This is a genomic window from Entomohabitans teleogrylli (genome assembly GCF_001484765.1).
Taxonomy (GTDB): Bacteria; Pseudomonadota; Gammaproteobacteria; order Enterobacterales; family Enterobacteriaceae; genus Entomohabitans; species Entomohabitans teleogrylli.
In genome coordinates, this window is record NZ_KQ947379.1 from 25685 (window position 1) to 38578 (window position 12894).

Consider the following 12894-nt stretch of genomic DNA (forward strand, 5'->3'; position numbering starts at 1 on the left):
TTAAATACCTGACGCCGCAACGGCGCTGAGTTTTGCCAGCATGCGCTGGCTTATCTGCTGTAGATCGATCACCTCATCCACCGCGCCGAGGCGTACCGCCTCCCGGGGCATGCCATACACCACGCAACTGGCTTCGCTCTGGGCCAGCGTCCAGGCCCCCGCCTGGCGCATCGCCAGCAGCCCCGCCGCGCCATCATGTCCCATACCGGTGAGGATGACCCCCAGCGCATGGCGTCCGGCATGGCGCGCCACCGACTCGAATAGCACATCCACCGAGGGGCGATGGCGGTTAACCGCCGGCCCCTGATGCAGCGCCAGCTGATAACTTACGCCGCTGCGCGCCAGCTCCAGATGGCGATCCCCCGGAGCGATGTAGGCATGCCCCGGAAGTACCGGTTCGCCCTGCTCCGCCTCTTTCACACTAATCCGACACAGCTTATTCAGCCGGGCGGCAAAGGAGCGGGTAAACCCTGGCGGCATATGCTGCGCGATCAACAGCGCCGGGACATTGACCGGCAGCGGTTCCAGCAGATGGCGAATCGCCTCGGTGCCGCCGGTTGAAGCGCCGACGGCGATGATGTTTTCCGCGCCGATGGCCGGGCCGGTACGGGTTATTTGCGCCGCCGGCGCCGGGCGCAGCGCAATCCGCGCCCGGGAGGCGGTACGGATTTTCTCGGCAATCGCGTCGCTCCAGGCGAGCATCGCGTCGCGCAGACCCGACTGCGGTTTGGTCACAAAATCCACCGCCCCCAGTTCGAGAGCGCGCAACGTAGCTTCTGAACCGCGGGCGGTCAGAGATGACACCATCACCACCGGCATGGGACGCAGGCGCATCAGTTTCTCCAGAAAGTCCAGCCCGTCCATACGCGGCATTTCCACATCCAGCGTCAGGACGTCCGGGCGCCACTGTTTGATTAAATCCCGGGCCGCCAGCGGATCCGGCGCCGTCGCCACCATTTCCATATCCTGATGGCTATTAACGATTTCGGTCATCAACTGGCGCATCAGCGCGGAATCATCCACTGACAGGACTCTGATCTTGTTCATCTGCGCTCCTTATTCAGCCCGTACACCGTCTGGCCCTGCAGTCGCCATTGCGAGATCAGGTGGCTGAAGTTTTCCGAATGGCCGGCAAACAGCAGCCCATCCGCTTTGAGCAACGGTATAAAGCGGCGCAGAATCGCCTGCTGAGTGGCCCGGTCAAAGTAAATCATTACGTTGCGGCAAAATATGGCGTCAAACGGCCCGCTCAGCGGGTATTCCTTATCCAGCAGGTTGATGCGGCTGAAACTGGTGCGCTCCGCCAGCGCCGGGCGTACCCGCACCAGCCCGGTGTGGGGACCGGTCCCTTTCAGGAAATAGCGCTGGAGCTGCTGATGCGAGAGATTTTTTAGCTCAGACTGGCGATAGACACCGCGCTGCGCGGTTTCCAGTACCCCGGAATCAATATCGCTGGCCCATATTCGCCAGCCGCCGGGGGCGGTCCCCAGGGCATCGGCAAGGGTCATGGCGATAGACCAGGCCTCTTCGCCGCTGGAGGCGGCGGCGCACCACACCCGATACTCAGCGCCGCGCTGCCGGGCATGCCCGGCGAGGATCGGGAAATGATGCGCTTCGCGGAAAAATGCCGTCAGATTGGTGGTCAGGGCATTGATAAACGCCTGCCATTCGGCCCCGGCGCTATCGTTGTCCAGCAGGGCGAGATAGCGGTCGAAATCATCCAGTCCGAGGGTGCGCAGGCGGCGCACCAGGCGGTTGTAAACCATGTCGCGTTTGTTACCCGCCAGCACAATACCGGCGCTCTGGTAGATCATCTGGCTGATGCGCCGGAACTGGTTGTCGCTCAGGACAATCAGCGGGCCTGGCGGCGCTGAAGAAAATCGCGTCATTGGACGTTGTGTGCTCCCGGGTTACGAAACAGAAAATGCCGTCGACGCGGCGCTTCAGAAGGTCTCCCAGTTTTCTTCGGCACTGGTACGCGGGCCTGCTGGCGATGTCTCACCAGCGGTGGCGGTCGCCAGCGTCGGCTTACGCGGCGCGCTGGCCGGCGTGTGGATGGTGAAGACGGCGACAGCGTCGCTCAGGCGGCGCGCCTGCTCCTCCAGCGCGGCGGCAGCGGCGGCCGACTGTTCCACCAGCGCGGCATTCTGCTGGGTGACGCGATCCATTTCCGACACCGCCAGCGCTACCTGATCGATGCCTTTACTCTGTTCATCGGACGCTGAAGCGATTTCGCCCATGATGTCGGTGACCCGGGTAACGGCGCTGACAATCTCGCGCATTGTCTCCCCGGCGCTTTCCACCAGCGCCGAACCGGTATCCACCCGCGCCACGGAGTCCTCAATCAGCGCTTTAATCTCTTTCGCCGCCTGGGCGCTGCGCTGCGCCAGATTTCGCACCTCGCCGGCGACCACCGCGAAGCCGCGCCCCTGTTCCCCGGCTCGGGCCGCTTCAACGGCGGCGTTAAGCGCCAGGATATTGGTCTGGAAAGCAATACCGTCGATCACCCCGGTGATATCGGCAATTTTGCGTGAGCTACCGGAAATATCATGCATCGTGTTAACCACGCCCTCCACCACACGTCCGCCTTTGCGGGCGGTTTCCGAGGCGGCGTCGGCCAACTGTGACGCCTGGCGAGCGTTTCCGGCATTCTGTTTTACCGTGGCGGTGAGTTGTTCCATGCTGGCGGCGGTCTCCTCCAGAGAGGCCGCCTGCTGCTCGGTACGCGACGAGAGATCGTTGTTACCAGTGGCGATTTCGCTGGTGCCGCTGTAGATAGCGTCAGTCCCTTCACGCACGCTGGCCACGGTGCGGCTCAGGGCGGTCTGCATATCGCGCACGCTGGCGGCCAGTCCGGCAATTTCGTTGCGCCCGTCCACACTAATAGTTTCCGTGAGGTTACCGCCGGCAATAGCGCGAATATGGGCCATGACCCCCGCCAGCGGCAGCAGCAGAACCCGGCGCAGGCCGTACCATACCAGTATCAGTACCGCGACAATCACCACGACCAACGCGATCAGTTGCCATTTGGCATAACGATAATCGCGCTGGCTATCCTCGTAAGCCTGTTGCCAGAGGCGCTCGTTGTGCGCTTCATAATTCAGCCAGCTTTGTTCAAAGGCGTCCTGCATGCTCTGGGCCGGCTGGGCAAAAAACGCCGCCATATCGCCGCGGGTCAGGAAATCATTCTGTTCAGTCAGCACCTGGTGGAAATCGCGATAGCGGGCGTCAAGATCTTTCGCCGCCGCGGCCAGACCGCTGCCTGGCAGAGTGTTTTGCTTAACCCACTGGTAATAGCGCTCCGCCTCGGCCAGTAACTGACGGCCCCGATTAAGCAGTTCTGTCGGGGCGATGCCCCGGAAATGGTCGCCATCCAGTTGCATCTGTGAACTGGCGCGGTTCAGATTGATGCGGGTCTGTAGTAACAGCGTCCACGTCTTGTTGAGTTCCAGTTGCTGCATCCGCAACTCCCGGGACAACGAAAAACTTTGCTCACTACGCTGCAGCGATTTAAAAAACAAACCGCCGGAACACAACTGTAGTAACGCGAACACGCCCAGCACTATCATCAGCATGGTGACGATACGAACCCGATTTAACATTTCCCAATCCCCACTCTCTTCCTGGTGATGGCGTTATCGGCAAAGCGCGCGGGAACTTTAGGGTTACCCGCGCGCTGATGAGGGATATCTCACTGCCCGACTGCCGGCGGCGCATGAGCCGGGAACCTGGAGCGACAGGCATTGAGGGGATGGGCGGCGTCAGGCGCAACCACCCGAAGTGAAATAACTACGGCGCGCCCACGGCGGCGGCGCTGTCCACCAGCGCCATCTCTTCGCTGTTGAGCAATTTTTCAATATTCACCAGAATCAGCATTCGTTCGCCCACCGCCCCGAGACCAGTGAGGTACTCAGTGGACAGAGTGACGGCGAACTCCGGCGCCGGGCGGATCTGCTCAGCAGTCAGCGACAGGACGTCGGAGACGCCATCCACCACAATTCCCACCACCCGCTGGCCGAAACTGAGCACAATCACCACGGTATTGTCGTTATACTCCACCGCCTGCTGGGCGAACTTAATCCGCAGATCGACAATCGGCACAATCACCCCGCGCAGGTTGGTGACCCCTTTAATAAACGGCGGAGTGCTGGCGATGCGCGTCACCCGATCGTAGCCGCGAATCTCCTGGACCTTGAGAATATCAATACCGTACTCTTCGTTGCCGAGCGTAAAGACCAGAAACTCCTGCCCGGAGGGCTCACCGCCCAGGCGGGTCACATTGCTCATTCCTGTCATGATTTATCCTGCCACCAACGTTGACGCGCCGGCGTCGCTGGTCGCCAGGCGCAGTTCATGATTCAGCCCGGGTAGCGCGGCAACGTCGACAATCAGCGCCACACTGCCGTCGCCGAGGATCGTCGCCGCGGAGATACCCGCCACTTTGCGGTAATTGCTTTCGAGATTCTTAACCACTACCTGGTGCTGGCCGAGAAGCTGATCCACCAGCAGCGCGTAGCGGCGGCTGGCGCTCTGCAAAATCACCACGATGCCGCGGGTAGCCTCGGTTCTGGCGCCCTGCACATCGAACACTTTCCACAGTTCTATCAGCGGTAAATATTCGCCGCGTACTTCCAGCATCCGTTCCCCACCGGCCAGCGGATGCAGCGCCTGCGGACCGGGCTGCAGAGATTCCATTACCGCGCTAAGCGGCAGGATAAATATCTCATCCCCCACCTGCACCGACATACCGTCGAGAATCGCCAGCGTCAACGGCAACAGAATCCGCACCGCGGTTCCGCGACCGGGTCGTGAGGCGATTTCAACCTGGCCGCCCATCTGCTGGATATTGCGCTTCACCACATCCATCCCGACCCCGCGTCCGGAGACATCGGTCACCTGCTCGGCGGTAGAAAAGCCGGGGGCGAAAATCAGCATCGCCACATCGTCGTCGCTCATCGCTTCGTTGACCGCGATACCCTGCTCGCGGGCGCGCGCCAGAATGCGCTGGCGGTTCAGACCCGCGCCGTCATCGGCGACTTCAATACAGATATTGCCCCCCTGGTGGCTGGCGGAAAGGGCCAGTTGCCCACAGGCCGGTTTACCGGCAGCCAGCCGCTGATCCGCGGTCTCAATACCGTGATCGAGGCTGTTGCGCACCAGATGCGTTAACGGGTCGATGATACGTTCGATCAGGCTTTTATCCAGCTCGGTAGCAGTGCCCGCAAGGGTCAGTTCAACCTGTTTGTCGAGCCTGGCGGCTAAATCGCGCACCAGACGCGGAAAACGACTGAACACATACTCCATCGGCATCATACGAATCGACATCACCGACTCCTGCAAATCCCGGGCGTTGCGCTCCAGTTGCCCCATGCTGGTCATCAGTTCGCTGTGCGTCACCGGATCGAGCTGCCCGGAAAGCTGGGCCAGCATCGACTGGGTAATCACCATCTCGCCGACCAGATTGATCAACTGATCCACTTTCTCCACCGCCACCCGGATACTGGTGGACTCCGGCGCGCGCGCGGTCTTTTCCGCAGCGTCGCGGACGGGCGTCGGCGCGATCCGGGGCGCAGGCGGTTCACTGGCCGGTTGCGGTGATTCCTCCAGCGCGGCGAAAACAATTTGCTGCGGTTCGATAACAAAGCACAGTACCGCGGCGATATCCTCCTGGCTGACGCTGCTTTCCAGTACCACATCCAGCTTAGCGGCGTCTTGTTGCAGTATCTGCGTCACCTGCCCGAGATTGCCCAGCTCTTCGAGTAACAGCTCGCACTCCCGGCCCTGCAACTGGCTCAGCACCACCCGCAGTAATGGCGCGTCGCGGGTGGCGTCAACTACCGTCAGCGGCGCGCTGGCCGACGCCGTCCCGGCCGCTTCCAGCGCCAGTTGACGCAGCGCGTCGCAGATACCGGCAAAACTGTCTATATCGGGATCCTGGGCGTTTTTACAGGCGTTAAGTTGGTCCTGCATGATGTCTTTAGTTTCCAGAAACAGGCTGATGATCGCGGCGTTCAACCGCAGCTCGCCGCGCCGGGCAAAATCCAGCAGATTTTCCAGCAGATGGGTGGTCTCCTGTAGCGTCTGGAAACCGAAAGTGCCGGCGCCCCCCTTGATGGAGTGGGCGGCGCGAAATATCGCATTCAGCCGTTCCGGGTCCGGCGCCTCCGGCTCCAGCGCCAACAGATGGCGCTCCATATCCGCTAACAGCTCATCCGCCTCGTCAAAAAAGGTTTGCCAGAAATCACTGATATCGATACTCACGCGATCACCTCTTACCGGTTGACGTTGGCGCACTTTGCGCTGGCGCGACGCTGTTTTCCTCCGGGAGCAGATCGGGCAGCGGCACATTCTGGCTCTCGGCATTCTCGTGGACAATGATCTGTTCCGCCTGCTTATTCAGTACCAGCAGGCTGATGCGCCGGTTAACCGCATCGCCAGGGTGGCGGTCCGCCAGCTTCATGGTGGCGGCCATCCCCACCACGCGCAGGACTTTGCCGTCATCCAGCCCCCCGGCCACCAGCTCGCGGCGCGATGCGTTGGCCCGATCGGCGGAGAGCTCCCAGTTGCTGTATCCCCGCTCGCCGCTGGCATAAGGGAAATCATCGGTATGTCCGGCGATACTCACCCGGTTCGGCACCTCGTTGAGCAACGGCGCAATAGCGCGCAGAATGTCGCGCAGCCACGGGCTTACCTGCGCGCTGCCGGTGGTAAACATCGGTCGGTTCTGGCTGTCGAGGATCTGGATCCGCAGCCCCTCCTGCACCAGGTCCAGCCGTAAATAGGGCCGCAGCTCGCGCAGTTTCGGATCGGCTTGCGTCAACTGATCCAGGTCGCCGCGCAGTTTCTTCAGGCGCTGCCGCTCCTGCTGGCGCCGGTTATCAACGTCGGTGGGCTGTTGTTTCTTCACCACGCCGTCCTGTTGGGTGTAATCATCACCGCCGCCGGGAACCGGACTTTCACTGTCGGCCAACTGGCGTCCGCCGCTGATAGCTACCGACAGCGGCGTGCGGAAATAATCGGCGATTTGCGCCAGCTCGCGAGGGCTGGCGATAGAAATCAGCCACATCACCAGAAAGAATGCCATCATGGCGGTCATAAAATCGGCGTAGGCGATTTTCCACGAGCCATGACCACCGCCGCCGTGCCCCTTTGGCCGACGACGTTTGACAATCACCACCGGGCGGTTCTGGTGTTTCATGCGTCTTCCGTCACCTGCGGCTGCGCTGGCGTTTTCACCGCCCGGACATGCTCTTCCAGCTCAATAAACGAGGGTCGCTCGCTGGAATACAGCGTCTTACGGCCAAACTCGACGGCTATCGACGGCGCGTAGCCGTTGAGGCTGGAGAGCAGCGTCACCCGAACGCATTGCATCATTTTGGTGGTTTCCGCGCATTTCTGGCGCAGCACCGTGGCCAGCGGCGAAACAAACCCGTAGGCCAGCAAAATACCGAGAAACGTGCCGACCATCGCATGGGCGATCAGTGCCCCCAGTTCTCCTGCCGGGCGATCCGCCGACGCCAGGGCGTGTACGACCCCCATCACCGCCGCCACAATACCAAATGCCGGTAGCGAATCCCCCATCAGCGCTAAACTGTTCGCCGGAATTTCGCATTCGCTTTCATGGGTTTCAATTTCTTCATCCATTAATGCCTCAATTTCGAAGGCATTCATATTTCCGCTGATCATCAGACGTAAATAGTCGACGATAAAATCGCGCATTACCGCATCGGCGAGAATTCGCGGATAGCTGCTAAAAATTTCACTTTGGTGAGGATTTTCGATGTCGTTTTCCAGTGAAAACATTCCCTGCTGGCGTGATTTGGCCATCAGGCGATATAGCAGCGCCATTAAATCCATATACATGACTTTAGTGTAGCGGGAGCGGCGAAATAATAACGGCAGCGCTTTGACAGTACTTTTAATCGCTTTACCATTATTGCCGACAATAAATGCGCCAATGCCGGCGCCGCCGATGATGATAAATTCAGCAGGCTGGTATAATGCCCCGGGGTGGCCGCCCGACAGCATATATCCACCGAATACGGTGCCAAGCACCACCAGATAACCCACTAAAATCAACACAACGCTACCCCCGGCTATAAATGGCTACAGGAATCACACCGCGGAGGGAGAACAGGGTAAAAAAAAGCAGCGGCACGCGCGCCGCTGCTGGTGAAAACCTCTGTGCCAGGCAATCAGATCGCCCGTCCCACCTGTTCATCCAGCAGTTGTGGGATAATATCGGCAGCGTCGCCGGAAAGTTTACGCCTTTTTACCGCCCGGGAAGGCGGCTGGCATAAACTGCAGACAAAACTACTCGCCGGCTGATGAGCATGAGTAATAAAATTGCCGCCGCAGCAGTGGCAGGGCGTCAATTGCAGCATGCCGCTCTCCACGAAGCGCACCAGCGTCCAGGCGCGGGTCAGGGCCAGCAGCGGCCCCTGTTGGTGCTCCTGCTGGGGACACTGTTCCAGATACAGGCGGTAAGCTTTGATCACCGCTTCCACCCCATTGCACAGGCCGCTGCGCAGCAGAAACTGCCAGGCATTGCAGAACATCGAAGCGTGAATGTTCTGCTCCCAGGTCATAAACCAGTCGGTGGAGAAAGGTAGCATCCCTTTCGGGGGCGGGCTGCCGCGCAGCTCTTTGTACAGTTTAATTAGCCGCCCGCGGCTTAACTGTGTTTCGCTCTCCAGCATCTGCAGTCGCGCGCCCAGGGCTATCAGCTCCATCGCCAGTTGAATATCCCGCGCTTCCTGAATAATACTTTTCTCCCCCATCGCTCAGGCCCTCTTCTTGCGCGCTGATTCGCCCGACGCAGCGCCGGACAGCAGCCGGGTGGAGAGCAGAATACCGGTATGGACCTGCTGTAAATCATCCACCCGCGAATCCTGAGTCAAACGCTGAATAGTCTGGCGATCGGAAAATCGAAACTGGCATATTAACTGGTTAGTTTCCGCCAGTTTTACCATTTGCGGCAGGGTTAATTCACTCAACGTCAGCGCCATTTCATCATTAATTCCCAGACGAAACATCGCAGAGGCTTTATCCTGACTAATTAATCGTTGTGCCAGAAGTAGCCAGGAGAGATTTATATCATATATATGTTTAAGCAACTCGGTGGTATGCATGTTTCCCATCCCGAATAACCAACGACTGTTTTATGCGGTAATACCGCACCCCGTGATATAAAAATAAAAGCGATCAGGCAAATCCCCGTTAACCGGGATAGATTCCTGTCCGTAACGCAAAAAACATTCTGCCTGTTATCAAATATTATGGCAGTTCATACTCAGGTTATACCCGTTATGGTTCAGATTGCAGACGCGATGGTGTATTACCCGGCTCCTCCATGATCCCCGCACTGCAGGAACAGCAGCCAGCGCTGTTCAAAAACGCCTGGTACGTTTTATCCCGATTTATCCTGAGCTCGAAGTGTGTAGAGTATATGACAATTGACTAAGATTTTTCCTGGTGCGAAGAGACTCTACCCGCCCCCTCAGGGACATACAATCCGCCTTGCGGCTTTGCATCCCTATTATGTGACATGCATCACATAATTAATATGAATTTTTATAAGGGAAAGTATCAGCTAAACTTTTTATTTGTTGATTTAATCATCAACGCTGAACAACGGGTTGTTTTATCACCGCTTACCGCCAGCGCACACTTTATATCCAGCGTTGCTCTTCACTACCTGACTCGTAGGCCATCGGATTTTTATGTTAACCCGGTCACAGGTTAACCCTGAAATTTGTAATAGTATATATTTTTCAAAAGGTTAACTTTTAAAGCATGTTAATAGTTAACCGCATCAATTAATAAAATAAATTAATTCATAAAACCAATACTCATTTAAAATAAAATCAGCCTGTATCACAGCGATAAAGTAAGCATTAACAAATTTGTCAGACCATCAGAAATAATTGTTGTTAAGCAGGATTAATGTTTTATCACGTTTTCCAGCCGCAGCCGGATCGCCTGTGGTGAAGGCCCCGGAAAACCAGACAGTCTGAGCGGGTGAAGGAGGAGGCTCTGTGAATTACACGCATATTCTGGTCGCGGTGGCCGTGACGCCGGAAAGTCATCAGTTACTGGAGAAGGCGGTATCTATTGCCCGCCCCTCCGGCGCCCGGGTGTCGCTGATTACCCTGGCGTCCGACCCTGAACTCTATAATCAGATGGCCGCCCCGATGATGGAGAACCTGCGCGAGCTGATGCATGAAGAAACGCGACTATTTATGGATGAGTTGCAGGCGCGCTGCCAGTATCCGATTCACCAGACTATTATCGCCAGCGGCGAGCTGAGCAACCATATTCTGGCGGCCTGCAAGCGGGAACACATTGATCTGGTGATTTGCGGCAACCATAACCAGACCTTCCTCAGCAAAGCCACCTGCTCCGCAAAAGCGATTGTCAGCGCCAGTAAAGTGGATGTGTTGCTGGTCCCCCTCACCCCCAATGCCTGAACCGGGGCAGCCATCGCTGCCCCCGAGCATCAGGCCAGCTTAGGAAAAGTAACCACCTTTTTTTGCATAATGCTTCCCGCGCTGCGCTGCGCCACCTGGCGTAAATCGCGAATAAAATTCTGCTGCCAGCTGTCAATATCATTACGCGTCAGCACCTCCATGCTGTCGCTGTGGCGGGAGATACGCTCGGCAAGGGGCATTTTCAGCGCGCGGTGCAGCGCATCAGCCACTTCGTCGCGATCGTACGGATTCACCAGTAGTGCCGAGGTGAGCTCATGGGCGGCGCCGGCGAACTGCGACAGCACCAGTACCCCGGGGTTAGCCGGATCCTGGGCGGCAAGATACTCTTTAGCCACCAGATTCATCCCGTCGCGCAGCGGCGTCACCAGCCCGACCTCCGCGTAGCGAAACACCTTCATAAGGATTTTGCGATCGAAGTGCTGGTTGAGATAGTAAAGCGGCGTCCAGCCCAGTTGCCCGAACTTCCCGTTGATACGCCCGGCCTCGGTTTCCAGTTGATGACGGATATCCTGATAGGCCTGTACTTCGCCCCGCGAAGTGGGCGCAATCTGGGTGTAGCGAATTTTACCGTGATGCTCCGGGTATTTTTCCAGCAGGGTTTCGAAGGCCAGAAAGCGTTCCGGCAGCCCTTTTGAATAGTCCAGGCGCTCCACCGAAAAGATATTGTTGATATTACGCAGCTCTTCTTTGATCTGCGCCATACGCGGCGGTAGCGGCCCTTCGGCCTGGCGGCGAATTTCCTGCGGCTCGATGCCTATCGGGTAAACACCAGCGCGAAATGATTTGCCCCACGCCTGCCAGCAGCCATCAGCCACTGAGTCCAGCCGCGTATGAGTAGCAACCGCATCCAGAAACGCCTGCTTATCGCTCCCGGTCTGAAAACCGAGCAGGTCATAATCACAGAGTTGTTCAAGCAGTTCTGCATGGGGCGGCAGGGAATTGAAAATTTCCGGCGAGGGAAACGGAATATGCAAAAAGAAGCCGATGCGATTCATACAACCGCGCTTGCGCAGTTCAGCGGCAAAAGGCAGCAGGTGATAATCGTGGATCCACAGAATATCGTCAGGCTCGATCAGTGGCAGCAATTTGTCCGCCAGCAGCGCATTCACCCGGCAATACCCCTCCCAGGCTTCACGTTGAAAATTGACCAGATCCAGCCGGTAATGGAAAGCGGGCCACAGCACGGCATTGGAAAACTGGCTGTAATACTGTTCGTAATCGTCTTCGCTGAGATTAAAGGACGCCCAGGTAATATTGCCCCGGGTCACCGTCTTTAGCGGTTCCCCGGCATTCCCTACCTCCCCGCTCCAGCCGAACCATAATCCCCCGGCATTCTTCAGCGCCCCGAGCACCCCGACAGCCAGCCCGCCGGCGCTGGTCTGTTTATCATCCGGTTGCGCAATACGATTAGAGACTACGACTAAACGACTCATCTGTTTCCCCCTTAAATAGTGGCAAATTCTTGTTCTCCTCCAGACTCTGGACGGTGCTTTTCAACCAGCGGTGGACCTCGCTGACGTCACTCAGGCGCCAGCGGGCATCGGTGTCACCCGGCCCGACCTTGACGCTCACGCCCTGGCGCCGGTTCACCGCCAGAAATCCGCTCTCATCGGTCAGGTCATCCCCTAAAAAAACCGGCTTACGTCCGGCAAATGGCGCTTCGTGCATGAATGCCTCAATGGCGGCGCCCTTGCTCACCCCCGCCGGACGGATTTCCACCACGCATTTCCCCGGCTGTAGCGCCAGTTGTGGATGCTGCGCCACCAGCCGACGGGCCAGCGCAGCAATAGCGCGCTCATGCTGCGGCGCCTGGCGATAGTGGAGCGCAAACGCCGAGCCTTTTTCTTCCAGCAGACTGCCGGGTAACGCCTGTAACGCAACGCTCAGCGCCTCACGCAGTTGCTGCATCAAGGCCGCCGGCAGCGCAGTGCGATGGGTTTGGCCGCGCGCGTCGCGGCGTTCAGCGCCGTGAACCCCGGCCAGCGCGACGCGCAACGGCTGAGTCAATGCGTCCAGTTCAACCATTGAGCGCCCGGAGACCAGCGCCAGCGCGCCGTTGCTGATCTCCGACAGCCGCTGTAGCAGCAGTCGGACATTTTCCGCCAGCGCCACCTGGTCCGGATGCGGTTTGAGTTCGGCCAGGGTGCCGTCAAAATCGAAAAAGAAAGCGTAGTTTCCGGTCAGTAATGGTGGTACAGACAACCTTTCAGCCACCCGCATTCCCCCCTTTAGCAGCATGTAAGAACATCACAAAACAATTACTGGAAATTATCATTAGCCGTATAAGTATAGTCAGACACCCGCAGCGCGCCACGTAACAAACCGTTCACAACCCCAGGCGCGGCGGGAAAACCGCCCAGGAATGGTCCGAATTCGCACCCGGACAACGGCTTACTTTCATAAG

Annotated in this window: 12 protein-coding genes; 1 reads left to right on the forward strand and 11 read right to left on the reverse strand. The window is 58.1% G+C overall.

The genetic code is table 11. The features are described 5' to 3' along the window. From AQ981_RS07350 to flhD, 9 genes are all read right to left on the reverse strand, one after another. On the reverse strand, positions 1-1047 hold the full coding sequence (locus AQ981_RS07350; protein WP_058911114.1) for a protein-glutamate methylesterase/protein-glutamine glutaminase: 1047 nt from the start codon (positions 1045-1047) through the stop codon (positions 1-3). After that, positions 1044-1889 carry a protein-glutamate O-methyltransferase CheR gene (cheR, locus tag AQ981_RS07355; protein WP_058911115.1) on the reverse strand — a complete coding sequence of 282 codons (846 nt, stop codon included), beginning with the start codon at positions 1887-1889 and terminating at the stop codon, positions 1044-1046. Before cheR ends, AQ981_RS07350 begins: the two co-directional genes overlap by 4 nt. Before the next feature lie 54 nt (positions 1890-1943). Continuing rightward, positions 1944-3602, reverse strand: a complete 1659-nt coding sequence (locus tag AQ981_RS07360; RefSeq protein ID WP_058911116.1) for a methyl-accepting chemotaxis protein — start codon at positions 3600-3602, stop codon at positions 1944-1946. 187 nt (positions 3603-3789) lie between these two features. Then, on the reverse strand, positions 3790-4296 hold the full coding sequence (cheW, locus tag AQ981_RS07365; protein ID WP_058911117.1) for a chemotaxis protein CheW: 507 nt from the start codon (positions 4294-4296) through the stop codon (positions 3790-3792). 3 nt (positions 4297-4299) lie between these two features. Continuing rightward, positions 4300-6255, reverse strand: a complete 1956-nt coding sequence (gene cheA, locus AQ981_RS07370) for a chemotaxis protein CheA (RefSeq protein ID WP_058911361.1) — start codon at positions 6253-6255, stop codon at positions 4300-4302. A gap of 10 nt (positions 6256-6265) precedes the next feature. Continuing rightward, on the reverse strand, positions 6266-7198 hold the full coding sequence (motB, locus tag AQ981_RS07375; protein WP_058911118.1) for a flagellar motor protein MotB: 933 nt from the start codon (positions 7196-7198) through the stop codon (positions 6266-6268). Beyond that, positions 7195-8082, reverse strand: a complete 888-nt coding sequence (motA, locus tag AQ981_RS07380) for a flagellar motor stator protein MotA (RefSeq protein ID WP_058911119.1) — start codon at positions 8080-8082, stop codon at positions 7195-7197. Before motA ends, motB begins: the two co-directional genes overlap by 4 nt. A gap of 113 nt (positions 8083-8195) precedes the next feature. Further along, the gene (flhC, locus tag AQ981_RS07385) at positions 8196-8780 is read right to left on the reverse strand and encodes a flagellar transcriptional regulator FlhC (protein ID WP_058911120.1); all 585 of its coding nucleotides are present in this window, start codon (positions 8778-8780) and stop codon (positions 8196-8198) included. 3 nt (positions 8781-8783) lie between these two features. Next, positions 8784-9131, reverse strand: coding sequence for a flagellar transcriptional regulator FlhD (flhD, locus tag AQ981_RS07390; protein WP_249226284.1), 348 nt, complete (start codon positions 9129-9131; stop codon positions 8784-8786). A 906-nt stretch (positions 9132-10037) separates the two neighbouring features. Here flhD and uspC point away from each other — a divergent pair. Beyond that, positions 10038-10469, forward strand: coding sequence for a universal stress protein UspC (gene uspC, locus AQ981_RS07395; RefSeq protein WP_058911122.1), 432 nt, complete (start codon positions 10038-10040; stop codon positions 10467-10469). A gap of 29 nt (positions 10470-10498) precedes the next feature. On the opposite strand, the gene otsA is transcribed toward uspC, so the two are convergent. Together otsA and otsB are read right to left on the reverse strand one after the other, a co-directional pair. Then, complete coding sequence (otsA, locus tag AQ981_RS07400; RefSeq protein ID WP_058911123.1) at positions 10499-11923, reverse strand: alpha,alpha-trehalose-phosphate synthase; 1425 nt, start codon at positions 11921-11923, stop codon at positions 10499-10501. Further along, on the reverse strand, positions 11898-12704 hold the full coding sequence (gene otsB, locus AQ981_RS07405; protein ID WP_058911362.1) for a trehalose-phosphatase: 807 nt from the start codon (positions 12702-12704) through the stop codon (positions 11898-11900). Before otsB ends, otsA begins: the two co-directional genes overlap by 26 nt. Positions 12705-12894 lie beyond the last annotated feature (190 nt).

Excerpts from the sequence above, each read along its gene's own strand:
- cheW (WP_058911117.1), bottom strand. The coding sequence starts at position 4,296 with ATGACAGGAATGAGCAATGTGACCCGCCTGGGCGGTGAGCCCTCCGGG.
- flhC (WP_058911120.1), bottom strand. The coding sequence starts at position 8,780 with ATGGGGGAGAAAAGTATTATTCAGGAAGCGCGGGATATTCAACTGGCG.
- motB (WP_058911118.1), bottom strand. The coding sequence starts at position 7,198 with ATGAAACACCAGAACCGCCCGGTGGTGATTGTCAAACGTCGTCGGCCA.
- cheR (WP_058911115.1), bottom strand. The coding sequence starts at position 1,889 with ATGACGCGATTTTCTTCAGCGCCGCCAGGCCCGCTGATTGTCCTGAGC.
- AQ981_RS07350 (WP_058911114.1), bottom strand. The coding sequence starts at position 1,047 with ATGAACAAGATCAGAGTCCTGTCAGTGGATGATTCCGCGCTGATGCGC.
- flhD (WP_249226284.1), bottom strand. The coding sequence starts at position 9,131 with ATGCATACCACCGAGTTGCTTAAACATATATATGATATAAATCTCTCC.
- otsA (WP_058911123.1), bottom strand. The coding sequence starts at position 11,923 with ATGAGTCGTTTAGTCGTAGTCTCTAATCGTATTGCGCAACCGGATGAT.
- AQ981_RS07360 (WP_058911116.1), bottom strand. The coding sequence starts at position 3,602 with ATGTTAAATCGGGTTCGTATCGTCACCATGCTGATGATAGTGCTGGGC.